This is a genomic window from Peribacillus sp. NPDC096379 (assembly GCF_044762875.1).
In the GTDB taxonomy this organism is placed as follows: Bacteria; Bacillota; Bacilli; order Bacillales; family DSM-1321; genus Peribacillus.
The window spans coordinates 486,562-506,008 of sequence record NZ_JBIWFD010000003.1 but is presented as its reverse complement, the minus strand read 5'-3'; the positions used below and the strand labels follow the sequence as shown (position 1 = coordinate 506,008).

17 protein-coding genes are annotated in these 19,447 nt (G+C 39.0%); 11 read left to right on the top strand and 6 right to left on the bottom strand.

Going from position 1 to position 19,447, the window contains the following annotated elements; translation table 11 throughout:
- Nucleotides 1–282: 282 nt before the first annotated feature.
- The gene (locus ACIQZI_RS16445; protein ID WP_403074799.1) at nucleotides 283–1,746 is read right to left on the bottom strand and encodes an RNA-guided endonuclease InsQ/TnpB family protein; all 1,464 of its coding nucleotides are present in this window, start codon (nucleotides 1,744–1,746) and stop codon (nucleotides 283–285) included.
- A gap of 541 nt (nucleotides 1,747–2,287) precedes the next feature.
- Between ACIQZI_RS16445 and ACIQZI_RS16440 the strand changes: the two genes are divergently transcribed.
- From ACIQZI_RS16440 to ACIQZI_RS16420, 5 genes are all read left to right on the top strand, one after another.
- Nucleotides 2,288–2,995: a winged helix-turn-helix domain-containing protein gene (locus ACIQZI_RS16440; RefSeq protein ID WP_403074796.1), complete on the top strand. Its 708-nt coding sequence runs from the start codon at nucleotides 2,288–2,290 to the stop codon at nucleotides 2,993–2,995.
- Entirely contained in the window at nucleotides 2,985–4,391 is a 1,407-nt protein-coding gene (locus ACIQZI_RS16435) for an ATP-binding protein (protein ID WP_403074793.1), read from the top strand. Before ACIQZI_RS16440 ends, ACIQZI_RS16435 begins: the two co-directional genes overlap by 11 nt.
- 170 nt (nucleotides 4,392–4,561) lie before the next feature.
- Nucleotides 4,562–5,374 (top strand): sugar-phosphatase, encoded by an 813-nt coding sequence (gene yidA / locus ACIQZI_RS16430; protein WP_403074790.1) that lies wholly within the window; start codon nucleotides 4,562–4,564, stop codon nucleotides 5,372–5,374.
- A 167-nt stretch (nucleotides 5,375–5,541) separates the two neighbouring features.
- Nucleotides 5,542–6,423 (top strand): aldose 1-epimerase family protein, encoded by an 882-nt coding sequence (locus tag ACIQZI_RS16425; protein ID WP_403074788.1) that lies wholly within the window; start codon nucleotides 5,542–5,544, stop codon nucleotides 6,421–6,423.
- A gap of 171 nt (nucleotides 6,424–6,594) precedes the next feature.
- On the top strand, nucleotides 6,595–7,806 hold the full coding sequence (locus ACIQZI_RS16420) for a S1C family serine protease (RefSeq protein WP_403074785.1): 1,212 nt from the start codon (nucleotides 6,595–6,597) through the stop codon (nucleotides 7,804–7,806).
- Here ACIQZI_RS16420 and ACIQZI_RS16415 read toward each other — a convergent pair.
- Entirely contained in the window at nucleotides 7,784–7,999 is a 216-nt protein-coding gene (locus ACIQZI_RS16415) for a hypothetical protein (RefSeq protein ID WP_403074782.1), read from the bottom strand. The two genes, ACIQZI_RS16420 and ACIQZI_RS16415, sit on opposite strands and share 23 nt — an antisense overlap.
- A gap of 232 nt (nucleotides 8,000–8,231) precedes the next feature.
- Between ACIQZI_RS16415 and ACIQZI_RS16410 the strand changes: the two genes are divergently transcribed.
- Nucleotides 8,232–8,465 (top strand): hypothetical protein, encoded by a 234-nt coding sequence (locus ACIQZI_RS16410; protein WP_403074779.1) that lies wholly within the window; start codon nucleotides 8,232–8,234, stop codon nucleotides 8,463–8,465.
- A gap of 135 nt (nucleotides 8,466–8,600) precedes the next feature.
- On the opposite strand, the gene qoxD is transcribed toward ACIQZI_RS16410, so the two are convergent.
- The 4 genes from qoxD to qoxA all read right to left on the bottom strand — a co-directional run bounded on the left by qoxD (nucleotide 8,601) and on the right by qoxA (nucleotide 12,417).
- Nucleotides 8,601–8,882, bottom strand: coding sequence for a cytochrome aa3 quinol oxidase subunit IV (gene qoxD, locus ACIQZI_RS16405; protein WP_062184565.1), 282 nt, complete (start codon nucleotides 8,880–8,882; stop codon nucleotides 8,601–8,603).
- 1 nt (nucleotide 8,883) lies between these two features.
- Nucleotides 8,884–9,480, bottom strand: a complete 597-nt coding sequence (qoxC, locus tag ACIQZI_RS16400) for a cytochrome aa3 quinol oxidase subunit III (protein ID WP_062184562.1) — start codon at nucleotides 9,478–9,480, stop codon at nucleotides 8,884–8,886.
- On the bottom strand, nucleotides 9,480–11,426 hold the full coding sequence (gene qoxB / locus ACIQZI_RS16395; protein WP_049679796.1) for a cytochrome aa3 quinol oxidase subunit I: 1,947 nt from the start codon (nucleotides 11,424–11,426) through the stop codon (nucleotides 9,480–9,482). Before qoxB ends, qoxC begins: the two co-directional genes overlap by 1 nt.
- A gap of 70 nt (nucleotides 11,427–11,496) precedes the next feature.
- On the bottom strand, nucleotides 11,497–12,417 hold the full coding sequence (gene qoxA / locus ACIQZI_RS16390; RefSeq protein WP_403074771.1) for a cytochrome aa3 quinol oxidase subunit II: 921 nt from the start codon (nucleotides 12,415–12,417) through the stop codon (nucleotides 11,497–11,499).
- Nucleotides 12,418–13,100: 683 nt separating this feature from the next.
- Here qoxA and ACIQZI_RS16385 point away from each other — a divergent pair.
- The 5 genes from ACIQZI_RS16385 (at nucleotide 13,101) to cydC (ending at nucleotide 19,155) form a co-directional block, all read left to right on the top strand.
- Nucleotides 13,101–14,432, top strand: a complete 1,332-nt coding sequence (locus ACIQZI_RS16385) for a cytochrome ubiquinol oxidase subunit I (RefSeq protein ID WP_403074768.1) — start codon at nucleotides 13,101–13,103, stop codon at nucleotides 14,430–14,432.
- Between the two features lie 15 nt (nucleotides 14,433–14,447).
- Nucleotides 14,448–15,461 (top strand): cytochrome d ubiquinol oxidase subunit II, encoded by a 1,014-nt coding sequence (locus ACIQZI_RS16380; RefSeq protein ID WP_403074765.1) that lies wholly within the window; start codon nucleotides 14,448–14,450, stop codon nucleotides 15,459–15,461.
- Between the two features lie 11 nt (nucleotides 15,462–15,472).
- The gene (gene cydS, locus ACIQZI_RS16375; protein WP_400626655.1) at nucleotides 15,473–15,574 is read left to right on the top strand and encodes a cytochrome bd oxidase small subunit CydS family protein; all 102 of its coding nucleotides are present in this window, start codon (nucleotides 15,473–15,475) and stop codon (nucleotides 15,572–15,574) included.
- Nucleotides 15,575–15,703: 129 nt separating this feature from the next.
- Nucleotides 15,704–17,437, top strand: coding sequence for a thiol reductant ABC exporter subunit CydD (gene cydD, locus ACIQZI_RS16370; RefSeq protein WP_403074761.1), 1,734 nt, complete (start codon nucleotides 15,704–15,706; stop codon nucleotides 17,435–17,437).
- Nucleotides 17,434–19,155: a thiol reductant ABC exporter subunit CydC gene (gene cydC, locus ACIQZI_RS16365; protein WP_403074758.1), complete on the top strand. Its 1,722-nt coding sequence runs from the start codon at nucleotides 17,434–17,436 to the stop codon at nucleotides 19,153–19,155. The genes cydD and cydC overlap by 4 nt, the downstream gene beginning before the upstream one ends.
- Nucleotides 19,156–19,447: the final 292 nt, after the last annotated feature.

Below are 19,447 nucleotides of genomic sequence, written 5' to 3'. Positions count from 1 at the left end.
CTTTACTAATTCGACAAATCTCTGTATAGAATCCTGCAAAATGAAGTAGAAAATGAGAAATGGCCTAAGATCACTATTGATTACAGTAATTAAAATCCAATGAATGCTCCCCCACCTAAAATGCTAACGCATTTTTGAGGAAGGGGTTTCTGTCGTATCGATGTATTCACCCAAAATTTCTTCGTGAACCTAAACGATTAACGAGCAGTGGGGCTGTCACATCGGTGGACTACACACACCCAGACCCTCTATCCCATTGGTCTTGCCGTTGGAACTTCTTTTTTACATACTCATTGTTTGGGGGTTCCAAACATTCACGGTTTCCATATTGAAATCCGTTTCTTTTGTTAATCGCAACCAAGCTTTTTTCAAAATATTAGCTGCTCCATTTACATCCGCATTGATGAACCCATTACGACTTGAAAGATATAATCCTCTTTTTATACGCTTGCCTGAGAAGTGTTTCTTTCTATCGCTTTCACCATAAGTTGGGATATCGTCACCATCAAGAAAACTTGCTTTGGATGTGTAGGATTCCTCCGTCACCATCACCTTCATTCCGTGCTGTTTAGCTTTATATGTAATCATGCTGATCAACAAACTATGTGGAATATTCACAAACGATTGATTGATGCGTTTACCAATACTAATCTTTTGTTTCCACGCTTTGTTTTGTCCAATGATGATGGTATGGGTGTTTTCTTCTAACGCAATTTTTATCACTTCTGAACTTGCCTTATGAAAAATATCCTTTATTTTAAGGAATCTTTTTTGATGTAATCTTTCTAATCGTTCAGAAGTAAAAGAACCTTCATTCGCTTGTTTTCCCTGTCGTAAAATACCAAGTAGATGGGCTTTCTTTTTGTTGTAGTATTGATTGATGGATTTGACATGTTTGCCCTTGACTAATAGGGGTGCTCGTCCCGTATTTGTCACAATGGTTGCAAGATTATCAATTCCTAAATCAATACTCATAAATCTACCGTTATCTTCTAATTCCGTTTTTTCAAAAGAGATCTCCATCACTAACTCTACAACATATTGGTTGTACTTCGGAATCATACGAACTTGTTTTAATCGACCTTCAGCAAAGCCGAGTTTTCCGATATTTAATTGTTTCTTTGTTTTGGGGAACTTTAAGAACTTCTTGTTTTTAATGACGCAATCTTGATTGGTGAAAGCCGTTTCTTTTTCTGTTGCACGACTATACTTAGGTATTTTTGGTTTCACATTGTATTTAGAAGGGTTTTGTTTGTAATCTTTTAAACTCGCATAAAAAGACTTCCAGTTTTGAAAAACACCCTTCATTACAGATTGACTGGATTGCGCCGGAAGAGAGCGATAATCTTTTTGTGAAACGACCTTAAATAAAGCATCCAAAAAATGATAGTTTACGTAGGGGTGCTCTTTTGATGGTTTGGAAAAAAGATTACATGTCACTTCTGTTTGTTTTTCTTTCGGTTTGTCTTTTTGTCTCATTACACTCTTTTGATAAGCTAAAAGTTGAACATCATTCATACTATCTATTTTTTTATCAATTGTATCCAAGACTTCTTTTTGTAAAGGCTGCAATTCTTTACCTTGTGTAAGTCCTGTGTAAACCTGGCGGATATAGAAATTAGTGGTGTTATGCAAATTTTTGGCGTTTTGAGTCATACCTTGAAAATACCCATACATACGATGTCCTTTTTTAATCCAAATTTGGTGCGTTCTATACTTCTTTTTTTCTTCGTTTTCCTTTGTCATATTTTCTCACCTCCTATATTTATCATATCAAACATATGTTCTAAAACACTAATAATACGATTTGTTTTGAAAAATAAAAACCGCCCATTCACCCCCTCCTTCATTTTTTAACAAAAATTTGAAGAAGGGGTACTCTTGGCAAAAATGATAGAAATAGAAGGGGATGAGTAGAGAAAAGTTACTTATTTCCAAGAAACTAGGGAATATCCTCTTCGTTCGCCAAACAAGCGTCCATGTTAGAGTGAAGCTAAATGGACTGCTGGAAATTAAAATCTTTCTCCTGATTTAACAGGCTGTAATCCCCCAACTTCAATTATGGTGAGAGAACCAAGATAAAAATAGGTGGAGGAGCCCCCACTAATGGAAGTTTCATTGTATCGAACTGCTTTCCTATATAAGTACGTCCACTACAAGGTCCAATTTAAAGTGTCCATACGATAGTCTACCTTCTCAATGAAACAAACCAGTAGATAGTAGTTGAAAATATGTAGAATTAGACGTAACGTAAAAGAAAGAAGGACTAGGCAGGGGGAGTGTAGACGTGAACATTTTAGTTGTAGAAGATAATGAAGCAGTTTGTTCGATGTTAGAAATGTTTTTTGCGAAAGAAGGATTGCACGGTGAGTTCGTGATGAATGGGTTAGATGGGTACAATCGTTACAAAACGGGGGATTGGGATATAATTATCTTGGATTGGATGCTGCCAGGGATGGATGGGGTCAGTATTTGTCGTAAAATCAGGGAAGATGATCGTACAATCCCAATCATTATGCTGACTGCAAAAGATAGTGAATCTGATCAAGTCCTTGGGCTTGAGCTAGGGGCGGATGATTATGTGACTAAGCCTTTTAGTCCACTGGCATTGATGGCGCGAATTAAGGCAGTGATGCGAAGATCGCAGAAGGATAATCAGTCAGAGCTATCAGAGGATCAGATTATTGAAACAAGCCATTTTAAAATAAACCGTGATACACGGGAGGTATTTCTAGACGGTGAATTAATTCCGAACTTAACACCGAAGGAATTTGATTTACTTCTCTATTTTATACAATCACCACGCCAGGTTTTCACGCGTGAGCAATTGCTTGAACGGGTATGGGGCTATCAGTTTTACGGTGATGAGCGCACGGTTGATGTGCATATTAAACGCCTGCGGGGCAAGATTGGCTTAAACACTAAGCCGATGCTTCATACTGTCTGGGGAGTCGGTTATAAGTTTGATGAAACGGTGACGGTTAATGAGAATTAAGTATGTGTATCAATTGCTTGTAAGTCATATTAGCATTTTACTTGTGGCGTTTGTTATCTTAAGTTTACTGTTCGCTAATTATGTCGAAAATCTAGTCTATAAAAGTAAAACGGATGAACTGATTGAATATGGACAAACCATTTTAGCGAAATTTGAAGCCGATCCAAGAGGGCAGATTCAAACGTTAAATCAATATGCAAACGTGTTAGATGCACGACAAATTTACTTTAGTGTGTTTGATCAACACTTGAACTTGCTAACACCTAATATTGGCCCACTTGAAAGTTTTGAGCTGACTGCTAAAGAGTATTCACAGCTATCAAACGGTGAAACAGTCATTATACGCCATGAAGGCAAACGATTTGTACAAGAAATGTCGGTGGTATTGTTACCGTATATCCAACGCGCGAATTTACTCGGAGTCATTGTTCTGTATGCCCCGGTAAGCGGCACACGAGAAATGATCAGTGAAGTGAATAATTATCTATTCATTACTGTAGTCATCGCTTTAGCGGTATCTTTACTATTAAGCTGGTTTTTGTCTAAGCTTCATGTGAATCGAATTCAACGTATCCGTGAAGCAACTTCGATGATTTCTTCTGGGAACTATGATGTCCATGTTCCATCCTCCAGTTTTGATGAAATCGGTGATCTTGGCAATGATTTCAACGAGATGGCACAGAAGTTAAAAAACTCCAATGAAGAAATTGAAAGTCTTGAAAATCGTAGACGGCAATTCATGGCAGATGTATCTCATGAAATGCGAACGCCATTGACCACGATAAGCGGAATGATAGAAGGGTTGCGGGATGACTTAATTCCTGAAGAAGAAAAAATGAAAGGCATTAATCTGATGAATCAGGAAACGAAACGATTAATCCGGTTAGTGAATGAAAATCTAGATTATGAAAGAATCCGATCCAATCAAGTCGTGTTAGCGAAAGAAAAAATCCAGCTTCAAGAAGTGTTGGAAGTCATTCAAGATCATCTCTCCATTCAGGCTGAAGGTAAGAATAATAGGATTAAACTTGATGTTCCCAAAGATTTGCTCGTGTTTGCGGATTACGACAGATTGATGCAAATTTTAATTAATATCACAAAGAACAGTATTCAATTTACCGAAAATGGAACGATATGGCTCCGTGGCAAAGCGGGAAAAGATCGGGTTATCATTGAAATTGAAGACACAGGTTCTGGGATTAATCCAGCAGATATTGAGGCAATCTGGCATCGCTTTTATAAAGCTGATTTGTCTCGAACTAGCAATCCTTACGGAGAATTCGGTCTCGGCTTATCCATCGTTAAGAAGCTTGTCCAGCTTCATGATGGTGAAATTGAGGTGGAAAGTGAGGAAGGCAAGGGAACGATCTTTACGATTCAACTGCCAGCAAAATAAATCGTTGTAAAGGTGAATTGTTATTGAGTTGGAACAAAGCAGCTAATAGGATCCAATATGTAGATAATACGAAGCACTATGGCCTATAATATGAAGTAGCTTTAGGTGAAGAGGTTGTAGAGACTCTCTCCATAGAGATAGTGTCAAATGAGTAAGAGGAGTGGGGAATTGTGTATAAAATTATTGCCATCGACATGGATGGGACCTTATTAAATGATCATCATGAAGTAACAGCAGACGTACGAGACGCGCTACATAGAGCAAAAGAGCAAGGTGTGAAAATTGTTCTATGTTCGGGCCGTCCTATCGGTGGTATGCGCCGATACTTGAAAGATCTTAAGTTAGATGAAGAGGAAGATTACGTGATTGCCTATAATGGCGCTCTCGTTCAAAATACTCATACCAATAAGATCGTATCTGAACTGTCACTTGGATATGACGATTTAAAGTTGTTTTATGAACTAAGTCTCGAGTTAGATACTCCTATGCAATTTTTTGATGCAGAGAATGTCTATACACCGAATTCAAATATTAGTGAATACACAGTTCTAGAATCGTTTATTAATCAAATCCCCTTACGTTATCGTAAAATTGAAGACATTTCAGCAAATATTGTACTTCCGAAAATCATGTTTATTGATGAACCTGAGCGATTAAACAAAGTGATTGCACAAATTCCAGCGTCAATAAAAGAAAAGTACATGATGGTTCAGAGTGCGCCTTATTTCTTAGAAATCTTACATCCAGAAGTTAGCAAAGGGAATGCTGTCAAGAAACTGGCGGAAAAACTAGGGATCGACCAGCAAGAGGTGATGAGTATAGGTGATAATGGTAATGACTTATCAATGATCGAGTACGCTGGCTGTGGCGTGGCCATGGAGAACGCGATTCCAGAAGTTAAGAAGTCGGCTGATTTTCAAACTCGCTCTAATAATGAAAATGGGGTTGCGTACGCCATTCACGAGCTTGTACTGACGCGTTAAGCTTTAGCTAGGGGATGGATTAGTAAGTGCTGGTTTTAAACTGAGGTTCTGCCGTATTTTAATAAAGATCGACAATTTAAGACAAATTTAGACTCCTTCCTTTAACTCGGAAGGAGTTTTTTGATATGATAAAAATAAGTAACTTCTAATGAGAAGAGGGATTTTAGATGATAGTTGAAATAGAAAATAATTGGTTGAAGGTAAGTATTTCACAAAATGGAGCAGAGGTGCGGGAAGTCAAGCATAAGAAAAATGGACTGAACTATATGTGGACAGGGGATAGCACCTACTGGGGACGCGTTTCTCCTGTCTTGTTTCCGATTGTCGGAAGTTTAAAAGAAAACCAGTATCAGCTAGATGGCAACACATATAAAATGTCACAGCACGGTTTCTTACGTGATAATGTATTCGAAGTGGACAAAAAGGAAATAGATTATGTTTCCTTTGTAATCGAGTCTGCTGGACAGTTCACACATGTATATCCATATGAATTTAAGGCATGTATCCATTATAAGCTTAAAGAAGATTCTCTATTTGTACGATGGGAAATCGTGAATGAAAATAAGGAAGAAATGTATTTTTCCATTGGTGCACATCCAGCGTTTAAGCTTCCTCTTTTAGAAAATGAGAAGATTGAGGACTACATATTGAAGCTTACACCTGCATCAAATAATGAAGTCATTGAATATGAGCTCATGGATTCTTTAATCCATGAGAAAGGCCCAGCTCATGATTTTCAAGAGATTCCACTCACTCCTTCTTTATTTGCACAGGACGCTCTCGTATACAGCCATATTGATCATATGACATTGACATCTCAAAAATCGAGTCATGGTGTCGAACTAACATTCAAGGACTTTCCATTCGTTGGAATATGGTCGAAATATAACGAGACAGATCGTACAATGGCACCATTTGTCTGCATTGAACCATGGTACGGTATTGCCGACACTCATGATACATCAGGGAACTTGAAGGAGAAATTTGGAGTGAATCGGCTAGAAGCAGGGGAAACGTTCCGAGCTGAGTATGGCATGAAGTTTAATTAAGGGAACAAAGATTCTTTTTATTTACGAACCTTCTTTTTTATACTTACATCATAGAGAATTGAATTAGATAATATTTCATCCTTGTTTCATGCATTGTTAATAATTTCGTCATATTTGTTGGCTATGATGAATGTAACAAATAAATTGAAAGAAACAAGGAGGATGGTCCGTATGGAGGAACATCAAATTGAAACAAATACATCATTACAAAAAGAACCGCAGAAAAAAGGAAAAGCGGGCTGGGGGCAGACGATTGTTTCTGGATTAATCGGTTCCGTATTAACGGCAACGATATTTACAACGGCGGGAGATCAGCTTTTCCCACACACCCCAGCTGAAAATCCAACTTCTACTACGGTAGAAAAAGACATAACGAAAGATAATGGTGTGAACGTTCAAAATACCTCATACACAGGAACAACAAGCCTTGCAGATATGGTTGAATCGGCTTCGAAGGCCATTGTCGGAGTCGTCAATTATCAACAATCGGCCAACCGATTTGCACTAAATTCGCAGGAAGTAGAAAGTGGCACAGGTTCAGGAGTCATGTATAAAATTGATGGAAAGAACGCCTATATTGTCACGAATAATCATGTCATTGAAGGGGCTTCAAAGGTTGAGGTATCGTTATATAATGGCAAGACTACAACGGCAGAAATCGTCGGTTCCGATGCTTTAACCGATTTGGCTGTTTTGAAAATCGATGCTTCATTAGCTCCAGGTGAGATTAAATTTGGCGATTCAAATGCGATCCGCGCTGGTGAACAGGTGGTGGCAATTGGGAATCCACTTGGACTTGATTTTTCTAGAACGGTTACTGAAGGAATCATTAGTGCCGCTGAAAGAACTATTGACGTGGATACATCAAGCGGTACATGGGGATTAAACGTCATCCAAACTGATGCCGCAATCAATCCAGGTAATAGCGGGGGAGCCCTAATCAATTCTAAAGGCGAGGTAATCGGAATTAATAGCTTAAAAATATCCGTAAATGGTGTTGAAGGCCTCGGATTTGCTATTCCAAGTAATGATGTGATTCCAATTGTGGATGAAATGATTAAAACAGGAAAAGTGACACGTCCATATTTAGGAGTGGGTCTTGCTGATTTAGCAGAACTTCCGCCAGCATACGTACAAAACATTCCTCAAAATGTGAAGGCAGGAGTCATGGTCACAAATGTGGCAACTGGATCTGCTGCAGAAAAAGGCGGCTTACAGCAGGAGGATATCATTACTGCGATGAATGGGAAAGAAATAAAGAGCGCTATGGAACTTAGAAAATATCTCTATACAGAAGCAAAAGTGAATGAAAAAGTAAGTGTGGAAGTGTATCGTGGAAATAAGAAAGTGACATTACAGGTTACATTAGGACAATCACAATAACAATATTGAAATGAATGGTTCTAGCTGCAATTAGTAGCTGGGGCCATTTTTCTTTGCAGCTATAACTCCTTAATTTGAATAAATAATAGGTTGTTGCATTGAAACATATATCGGTCATTGCTGTCACTATATCAGCGGTCTTTACGATCTTATCAGCCATTTGCTCTACAAGAAATATTATTGTATCAATCATCTACTGAAGAAATTTAAATATAAGGTGTCAACTGTAGTGTAGTGATCAATTCAAGAACAAAACTGAATGATTGTATAAGAATAATGGTTCAAGTTTATAATAGTAGGAGGGTGCCACTAAGTGAAAAATGCGATTCACATATAAATGTCAATAAAATGGTTCCAAAAATATATAAAAAGTTTGACAATTCTGTGAACTAGATGAATAATATATATAAAGGAGGATGATTAAAATGGAATCTAGATTGAAATTGTTAAACGCTACGAAGTATGTAGGGGTAATCCTACTTACAATGGGAATTGCAATTTTTTTATACGGATCCTTTGTAAGCGATTACAGACCTGTGATGGGGATTGGGATTGGTACAGTAATGGGCGCTGTTTTTATCTTCTTAATGGGAATGTTTCTAGTAGCTTCTGAAGAGATGGTGACAAATTGTAAGCAGGGGAAAAAGATACTGCCTTGATAATGGATTGGTTAAATAATATTAACTGGTCATATAGATGTTAATATAGGCGTAGTTGACATGAGGATACAAATGGCTGCGCCTTTAAAAAAAAAGAGAGCGTAATACGCCCTCTTTTAAGTGGATCTTTTTGGATTACATATCCCAGACAAAGATTAACAATGTCCCGAAAATGGTAACTAAAGCAACCAATATACCAAAATAAACGTTTGAATAAATGGCGCCTTTATCTTCTGTTTCACCAGCATGCATGAATACAACGAGTTGCAGGCCTGCTTGTATGAATGCTGTCACAAGAAGTATAGTTATGCCTGCTGTAAATGACATATCTAAGAAGTAAACCAATAAAGCCACTGCTGTAAGGATTAACGAGAATGCAAAGCCCATTACTTGTTTTATTGGGAATAATTCTTTCATATTACATCATTCCTTTCAAGTAGATGAAGCTAAAGATAAAGATCCAAACTACATCTAGGAAATGCCAGTAAAGAGAGAAAATGAATGATTTATTGGCTGTTTCAGGAGTCAATCCACGTTTTTTCACTTGTAGGATAATAGATAATCCCCAGAAGAAACCAAATGTTACGTGCAGTCCATGTGTTCCTAATGTTGTTAATAACATGGATGTGAATCCACTAGTGCTCAGTCCAGCGCCTTCGTGTATATATGTTACGAATTCGAAAATTTCAAATCCTAAGAACCCTAAACCTAGAACAAGAGTTACCGAAAAGAAGGTCATCATGGCTTTTTGTTTGCCTAAGCGCATGGCGTGAATACCAAGACCGATGGTAAAACTACTTGCTAAAAGCAAGATTGTTTCCATTAATACTGGTGTTATTTCAAAGATTTCTGCACCGCTAGGACCATTGCCTGTACGGTGCTCATACACGAAGTATGACGTGAAGAGCGTTGCAAAAAGCATAATTTCGGCACCTAGAAAAATCCAAAAACCAAAGATTTTTAACCGGTTTTCTTCCGTGCTATATTCGAGTGGAAGCGAGTGATCTATTTTCATTATTTAGCACCTCGCAATTTTGTTTCTGTCTCTTCAATTTCTTCTACAGGGATGTAATGTCCATGATCTTTTTCGAACGAACGGTATACCAGACAGCCTAGGATACCGAGTAACGAAATAATGGCAAGAGGCCAGATACTGAAGATCATACTAAATCCAAAGACGAAGAAGATACAACTCATAATAAATGGTAAACCGCTGCTATTGGGCATATGAATTTTTTCGATTTTACCTTTAAATATTTCGTGGCCATTTTTCTTAGCATCCCAGAATGCTTCAGTTGATTTAACTTGCGGCATAACCGCGAAGTTGTATTCCGGTACTGGAGTATGAGTAGCCCACTCAAGAGTACGGGCATTCCATGGATCGTTACCAATATTCCGTGGTGAGTAACGAACGCTATAATAGATATTGTACACAAGTAACGCAAAACTAATGGCCATAATACCTGCTCCAATAAATGCAACCATATTCAATGGACCAAATCCAGTTGCTTCAGAGTACGTGTACATTCGGCGTGCTTGACCGTCTAAACCAGTAATATACATTGGGATGAATGCTAAAACGAATCCAATGGACATTAACCATACTGTCCATTTACCGATTCTCTCATTTAACATGAATCCGAACATTTTTGGCCAGTAGTACGTAAGACCACCAAGCATTGCATATACAACACCAGGGATAATCACGTTATGGAAATGAGCAACTAAGAACATTGTATTATGATATTGATAATCCGCAGCTGACATCGCAAGCATAACCCCTGTTACCCCACCAAGTGTGAACAGCGGAAGGAAATGCATCGCGTAAAGCATTGGAGTAGTAAATTCAATTTTCCCTTTCCAAAGGGTGAACAACCAGTTGAAGATTTTAACCCCAGTTGGAACAGCAATCGCCATCGTTGTAATGGAGAAAAAGCTGTTTGCAAGTGCCCCTTGCCCCATCGTAAAGAAATGGTGAGCCCACACAAAGAATGAAAAGGCAGAGATAACAACCATTGAAGCAACCATGGATTTATACCCATAAAGATTGCGACGTGCAAAGGTCGAGATAATCTCACTAAATAAACCGAATGCCGGCAAGATCAAGATATATACTTCAGGATGTCCCCAAACCCAGAATAGGTTGGCCCAAAGCATATCTGAACCACCGTCACCAATTGCAAAGAATTTTGTATCGAATAAACGATCCATTGTACCCATTGCAAGTAATACGGTTAATACAGGGAAAGCAAAAACAATGATTAAGTTAGAGATTAAAGCAGACCATGTGAACATCGGCATTTGCATTAATTTCATGCCAGGTGCTCTCATCTTAAAAATAGTCGTGATGAAGTTGATACCCGTCATTAAAGTACCGATACCAGCTATCTGAATTGCAATCATGTAATAATTCGAACCTACAGAAGTACTAAAATCATTCCCTGCAAGCGGAAAATAAGAAGTCCAACCTGCATCAGGTGAACCACCAATTACGAATGAGATGTTGAATAGCATCGCACCCATAAAGAATAGCCAGAAGCTTATGGCGTTTAGGCGTGGGAAGGCTACGTCACGGGCACCAATTTGTAATGGTACGACGAAATTAAAAAAGAACATAATAAATGGCATAGCCATAAAGAGAATCATAACGACCCCATGAGTTGAGAATACTTCGTTATAATGCTGAGATTCTAGTAATTTATTATCAGGAATGGCAAGTTGAGCACGTAACATAATAGCATCTACGCCACCCCGGAATAGCATAAGTAAAGCAGAAATTAGATACATAATACCGATCCGTTTATGGTCTACTGTTGTTAACCATTCACGCCATAGATAATCCCATTTTTTAAAATAGGTTATGCCTACGAGTACCGCAATAACAGTAAGACCGATGGCAACCATTGATGCGTATATCAAAAAGCTGGGATGCGGTACGGCAAAGCGATCAAAGAAATCCATACTTTTTTGACTCCTTCCAAGATTATATTGCTTGTCATATAAAACGAGTGATTAGTATATTTGTAACTTATTAATGATGACTATGATCTGTTTCTTTCTCAGAATCACTTGATTCATGATGGTGTTCGCCTTCTTCTGAATCCTTATCAGAATCGGCTGAACCATGATTATGTTCTGGAGCTGGTGAGAATTCTAAATGCGTTCCAGTATATGTGGATCGTCCAAGATGTCCAGGTTGTAATAACTCATTAAATTTTTCTTCAGTAATAGGTTTAGCTGTATCGTGCACTTCTTTTACCCATTTATCAAAGTCAGTTTGGGACATTGCCTGAACATCAAACGTATTTTCAGCAAATCCTGCTCCACTGAAATTTGCATTTCGGCCCATTAATTCACCAGGTTCGTCTGCTGCTAAATGTAATGTTGTAACCATGTCAGCCATTGCGTATTTCTGTCCACCAAGTTGTGGAATCCAGAAGCTAGTAATTGGTCCGTATGAATAAAGTTTGAATTCAAGTGGGCGACCTGCTGGAATATTTACATAGTTAACGGTTTCGATACCTTCTTCAGGATAACTAAAATGCCATTTCCAGTTAGAGGATGAAGCGTAAATAACTACTGGTTCTTGACCTTCGTATCCCTTCGGTGTGGCCTCTACTTCATAGTTACTCTTAACAGACATAACAGAAAGGAAAATGACAATGATAATTGGAACACCAATACAAATTGCTTCAACAAGCATATTTCCTTCAATGTGTGGAGGTTCATAATCTGCACTCTGTTTAGAAGCGCGGTATTTAACTAACACGAATACTAAAATTGCAAAAACAGCAATAACAATACCAGACATGATCCAGATGGATAACATAATATCATCGGCTTGCACTTTGGCTTGCGGCCCTTTAGGGTCCAAGACCAATAGTGGTTCACAACCAGATAGCACAGCAGAAACCGTGAAAATCATGGCTAATAGAGCCCATTTTAACTTCATAGTAGTACCCCTTTCCCTTATATTTCTTAGTTATTTAGATAAAGTGTTAATCTTTTCACAAACTGACGTTTCTATCTTATTACCATCTATATAAAAATACAATCAAAAGATAAATATGTCACAAAAAGTTCATGAAGATGTTGAGAAATAGTGGCAGTTGAGGAGATAAATTGGATTAATTGAAAATGATGGAATACAATGGTGGGGTTCAGAGGTATTTCTGATTGAAATCATGTGATATCTAATGGATGGATCAAAGAAAAAATTACATTAATATAATATATATATATAAGCAGGAACCGTAAAGGTTTTCTGCTTTTTTTTGTTCTTTGATCCGCCCAAATATTGTTTACTAATGGAGGCCTCACTTTATAAGAGGTACTAGTAAGAGTAGTGATGCTAACAATATAAAAGAGGTTTTAAGAATAAAAAATGGGTAACTTTATGGGATATGAATAATTTTTATAGAAAAGTCAAAAAGTAACATGTACAGTCTTGGATAGCGGACAAGTGGCAATAAAAAAGGGTTGGTAGAATCACTAGAGTGTTTGCTTGACCATGTACAACTTGTTTTGAAGGCCCTATTGTCATTAGACGATTTCTGAAGAATATATGAATGAGTTAGAGTACGCTGTTTCTACCCAAGTCCTGTTTTTTAATATGAAGTAAAGGAGGATTCACGATTGGTCGAGTATGATCCCGTTTTATATAGCCGAATTTTAACCGGTGTTACATTAGGTTTTCATACCATTTTTGCCACTCTAGGGGTTGGGATTCCACTTCTTATTGCGTTAGCAGAATGGATCGGAATTAAACGAAATGACTTGCATTACCATGTGCTTGCAAGGCGCTGGACTAGAGGGTATATCATCTCTGTTGCTGTTGGTGTCGTTACCGGGACGGCGATTTCCTTACAACTCAGCTTATTGTGGCCGAATTTTATGGAAGCAGCTGGTCATACCATTGCCCTTCCTTTATTCCTGGAGACATTTGCCTTTTTCTTTGAAGCCATTTTCCTGGGGATCTATCTCTATACATGGGATCGGTTTAAGAGCAAATATGCTCATTTTCTCTTGTTACTCCCTGTTTTTTTAGGTGGTGGAGCTTCAGCTTTTTTCATATCGACTGTGAACGCCTTCATGAATTCACCGATCGGTTTTAATTATGAAAATGGCATTTTAACAAATGTGAATCCGATTATGGCGATGTTCAATCCAGCCACACCAACAAAGGTAACGCATGTTTTGGCATCCTCTTATTTAACCGCAGCCTTTATTTTGGCGATGATAGCGGCCTTTTCCATTTTAAGAGGGAGGGACCATGTATATCATAAAAAAGCATTGAAATTATCAATGACTGTCGCACTTGCCTTTGCTATAAGTACGGCCTTGATTGGGGATTTATCAGGGAAATACCTCGCTCAATACCAACCGGAAAAGCTCGCTGCAGCCGAGTGGCATTTTGAAACAGAGAAAGGAGCGACGCTAATCTTTGCCGGTTCTTTAGATGAAAACAATAAAGTTAATCAGGCCATCGAAATTCCATATGCACTAAGCATTCTGGCGCATGGAATTCCAGGGGCAGAAGTAATAGGGTTAGAGGAATTTCCAGTCGAGGATTGGCCTCCTTTGGTCGTCCATTATTACTTTGATTGGATGGTTACAATCGGCATGTTTCTTGCTCTTGTTGCCTTTATCTATTTTTGTATGCAGTACAGGAAAAAGTGGAATGAATTTAACAAGCCATTATTAAGCGCTATTATCGTGGGAGGGCCGCTTGCTATGCTTGCGATTGAAGCCGGTTGGTTTATGGCAGAACAAGGACGTCAACCATGGATCATTAGAGGGGTTATGCGCACTGCAGAAGCTGCGACAACATCAAATCATGTTGACACGATGCTCATACTATTTATTTTGTTGTATCTCGTATTGGCCATTTCTATCGTTATTGTACTCAAAAGGGTATTCAAAGCGAGCCCGCTTGAGAAGGAATTAAAAAAACAAGGGATCGAATAAGGAGGAAACGTTGATATGAGCTATGAACTACTCGGCATTACGGTGCTATGGACCTTTTTATACGGCTATGTCATTGTGGCGTCCATTGATTTCGGTGCTGGTTTTTTTAACTATTATACAACGATAACGGGAAAAGGACCCATTGTTCATAAAGTGATTAATCGTTATTTATCACCCGTTTGGGAAGTGACAAATGTATTCCTAGTATTCTTTTATGTAGGCTTACTTGGTTTTTTTCCGTCAGTTGCCTATTATTACGGGACAACCTTACTAATACCAGGTAGTATTGCGACGATTCTGCTTTGCATTCGTGGCTCCTACTATGCATTCCACCACTACGGTCCAAAGAAGGCAACGTGGACGCAATTTTTGTATGGTGCAACAGGTCTTTTTATTCCTGCCTCCTTATCCACAGTCTTAACCATTTCCGAAGGGGGATATATCAACGTTAGTAATGGCAATGTTTCTTTGGATTATGGGGAGTTATTTACAAGTTTCTATTCTTGGAGCGTAATTATTTTGGCAATTGTGAGTGTATTGTACATCTCTGCCTGCTTTTTAACGTATTATGCACACAAAGCTGGAGACACAGAGGCTTTTGATATTTTGAGAAAATATGCCCTTTCCTGGAGTTTGCCCACCATTTTAGCAAGTTTTCTTGTATTTTTATCAATCAGTCACCATAACTGGGAGCATTTCAGCCGTATGCTTGACCTCTCCTGGATGTTCATTCTATCGAGCCTTTTTTTTCTTGGTGCGGTCTATCTCATTTGGAAAAAACAGAGGTTGGGTCTTTCGTTCATATTCGTCATGCTTCAATATGCTTTTGCCTTTTCTGGATATGGGGCTGCTCACTTACCTTACCTACTTTACCCGTATCTTTCGATTTACGACGGATTTACGAATGAAGCAATGGCCATCGCTTTAATCATTACCTTTGTTGCCGGTTTATTATTGCTTATTCCATCGCTAATTCTGCTTATGCGATTGTTTGTATTTAGCAACCAGTATGTACAAGGAAAGAAATAGGAGGTGGGTTCTTGACTACATTCTTAATTATGGTAGCACCATGGATTATTGTCGTAATCGCCATCGTCCTATTATTTGTCTGGGGGGCGAAGGGGAAAGACACATACCGTTGACTTGAAAGGTACCCGGATTATGAGGCAAAGGAAGCAGGAATGATAAAGTGAAACTTCCATCAGTCGGGATTTGTTAGCCTCCACTGATGGTTAGGTAAACCGGGATAAAGTTGGGAGATCGGCAATGTTATGAATCAGCTAAAAAAAATGGCGTTTGCAAAGAGAGGAACCATGTTGTTCTTGGTTCTTTTCGCTTGTTTGACAGGCGCTGTAATAATTATACAAGCCTATTATTTTGTGAAAATTGTTGATTTGGTCTTTCTAAAAGCTGCTTCCTTTAGTGCTATTGAGCTTCCGTTAGGCATTTTGCTTGCCGTACTTTTCGCCAGGGTGGTATTCATGTATGTGGGAAGAAGAATGGGCATCAAACTTGCTTCAAAAGTGAAAAGGGAAGTAAGGGAAACGTTGTTTGTAAAATATGCCAAAAATCCGATCCAGACTTCCTTGAGTGGGCAGACGGGGCGGAAGGTAAGTACGGTAATGGATGCGGTAGATGAAATCGACAGCTATTTCAGCAGTTACATTCCTCAAATTATCCAAACCGCAATTGTGCCTGTTGCTATTTTGCTTGCTGTATTTACCCAACCTGCTTATTCAGGTCTTCTTATGCTGATTACAGCACCTTTTATACCGGTTTTTATGATCATTATCGGGATGAAAACGCAAAAAAAAGCAGAAAACCAGATGGAAAAGATGGCCGCTTTTTCGGGTCATTTTCTCGATATTCTACAAGGTCTAACAACGCTTAAGCTTTTTGGTCGAGCGAGTCAGCAAAAAGAAGCCATTAAAAAAAGTAGCTTTGATTTCCGCGATGCTACTATGGAAGTACTCAAAATCGCCTTTTTATCTTCGCTTACATTAGAGTTCATTTCGACGCTTAGTATTGGCTTGATTGCATTTGAGCTATGTCTTCGCCTTGTTGTTTTCGAAAATATCACCTTTTTCTCCGCCTTTTTCATATTAATACTGGCACCAGATTTTTACTTGTCACTAAAAGACCTGGGAAGTGCCTTTCATGCTGGACGTGGGAGTATGGGGGCGGCTCAAAAGATAGCAGACGAATTAACACAAGAAGAGCAATCAATCTCATGGGGGACCTTGCATTTGCCTAAAGGTAGTCCCCCGCCTGCTATAGAAATCCAGGGACTAAAGTTTACTTATGATGAAGGGGATTTTTCGTTAAAGGATTTGAATATCTCGATTCTTCCTTTTGAGAAGACAGCAATTGTCGGTCCTAATGGGTCTGGGAAAACAACACTTTTGCATATCATAGCTGGATTGTTGGAACCTACTGCAGGAGTGATCCAGATGAATAAGAAGCCGCGTTTTGAGTACGAGGAAGCGAGCTGGTTTAATCAAGTTAGTTATATTTCTCAAAATCCATATCTTTTCTCTGGAACGATTGCAGAAAATATCCGTATTGGCGGGGATCTGGGAGCCTCCATGAAGGAAGTAGAAAAAGCCGCTGAAAAAGCGGGGCTATCAAGGATGATTCAATCGCTTGAACGTGGGATTGATACAGTGATTGGCGAAGCAGGAAGGGGCCTGTCTGGAGGCGAGAAGCAGAGGGTTGCACTCGCAAGGGCGTTTTTAAAGAGACCTTCCCTTATTCTTTTTGATGAGCCTACGACAGGGCTTGATCTATATACAGAACAAATATTGCAAGCATCGATGAGCGAACTGAGCCAGAATTCGACCGTGATCACGGTTGCTCACCGTCTCTATACGATTCAAGATGCCGATCAAATTTTATTTTTGAAAAATGGCAGACTAGTTGCGACTGGAAAACATAAGAAGCTTATCGAAACAGTCACAGAATATCGTAATATGGTGTTTGCGCAACAAGGGGCGGGTGCAAAATGAAGGATTTATTACTTGTCGTTCGGTTAGTGGTGATAGAGAAGAAAGACATCCTGTATACCATTTTGTTTGGATTTTTCGCAGGGATCGTTGCGATTAGCTTATTTGCTTCCAGTGGATATTTGATTTCAAAAGCAGCCCTTGTACCACCTTTGTATACGATGACGGTGATGTTGGCGTTATTGAAACTATGTTCGATTCTTCGTGCTCTCAGTCGTTATGCAGAGCGTTTTTTTTCACATCGGGCGACTTTTTCTATTTTAGGTAATTTACGTGTTGCCTTTTTTGAGAAGTTGGAACCACTGGCATCAGGTATTTTACAAAAGTATCGAAGCGGCGATCTTCTTTCTCGCATTGTTGGCGATGTGGAAAGTTTGCAAAACTTCTTTCTCCGCGTTTTTTATCCGCCCATTGTTTTCGTTCTTGTGTTTTTAAGTACGATTGTTTTTACTTCTTTCTACTCGGTTTATGTTGCCTTGTCATTACTTGCAGGTATGATTTTAACTGGTTTTATCGTCCCGATTTTATTCGCACTAAGGCAAAGGCATATTGAGCAGGGAATTCAAAGTGAGCGCGGCGAATTGTCTACTGAAGTAACCGAGTTTCTTTACGGATTCCGTGACTTGAAAATCTATCAGAAGTTGGAAGAAAGAGAACGGCGGTTGCTTGAGCTTTCCAATCTGTACATAAGAGAGCAAGAGCGAAAGGAAGGCTTGGCCAATTTCAGTCAAACGTTGAATACGTTAATCGCCAATGGTGTGTCCTGGGCTATAGTTGCGCTAGGGGCTTACCAAGTTGTCAGCGGTAAATTGGATGGTCTATATCTTGCCATGCTTGTGATGATTTCCCTGAATGTGTTTGAATACTCGATTCCATTGGCCGCCTTCCCTGTTCATTTCGAAGACAGTCGAAGAGCGGCAGCCCGCCTTTTTTCGGTAGTGGGGAAGGATGCTCCAGTGAAATCGGAGCTCAGTAGCGAGACTCGTGAATTGGATCAACGTGCCATCGCGATTGAAATAAACAAGGTATCCTTCGCTTTTCCTGATCATACCCGACCGGTACTGAATCAGGTTTCGCTAACCTTGCCACCTGGATCAAAGACAGCGATTGTTGGCCCATCCGGCTCAGGGAAATCGACATTGCTACAGTTGCTTATGAAAATGCAGATTGCTGATGATGGAAGGATATTACTAAATGATATTTCCGTTGATATGATTCCAGAAGAAAGCATTTGGAAAAGCATGAATGTGGTTCTGCAGGAAAATCATTTTTTCTACGGGACCATCAAAGAAAATTTACTGATTGCCAGAGGGAATGCAACAGATGAGGAATTAGAAGCAGCGTTAGCAAAGGTCCAGCTTGACGGATACACGTTAGATCAAGCCGTTTATGAAAAAGGAGAAAATCTATCTGGGGGAGAAAAACAAAAGCTGGCAATTGCTCGCACTCTATTAAAGGGAGGCCATTTATGGTTATTAGATGAACCGACTTCGTCAATGGATGCATGGACGGAACAAAACATGTATAGGCACCTATTTAATCAAGCTAAAAACGATACACTCGTTCTTGTAAGTCACCGCTTAACAGGCCTAGACAAAATGGATCAGATTATCGTAATGGACCAAGGGATGGTCGTCGAATCTGGCTCGTTCATAGAGCTTATGGAGAAAAGAGGATACTTTTACAGTATGAAGCAAATTGAGAAGAGTGTTCTTTTTTAATGAGTGGGATTGGAGCTATATACATACAGCTTATTCGGGGAATCCTTTTACAATATTATAGGGAAACAGAGAGGGGAAATTGCTTTTCTGTTAAAAAGGAGAGAAACTGGTAGTGATGCTCTCCTTTTTTGTATTTCGGAACTAGGACCCATATCCAAAGGTAATGTGTAGTTTCTTGATTACTGTAGCAAGAGTGATCATGATTGTACTTAAGTGGTTGGTCAATTTTATTGAAAAGTGGATGACATAAGATAAAGTGGTTCTATTATAATTAAGAAAAAGAAAAATATTC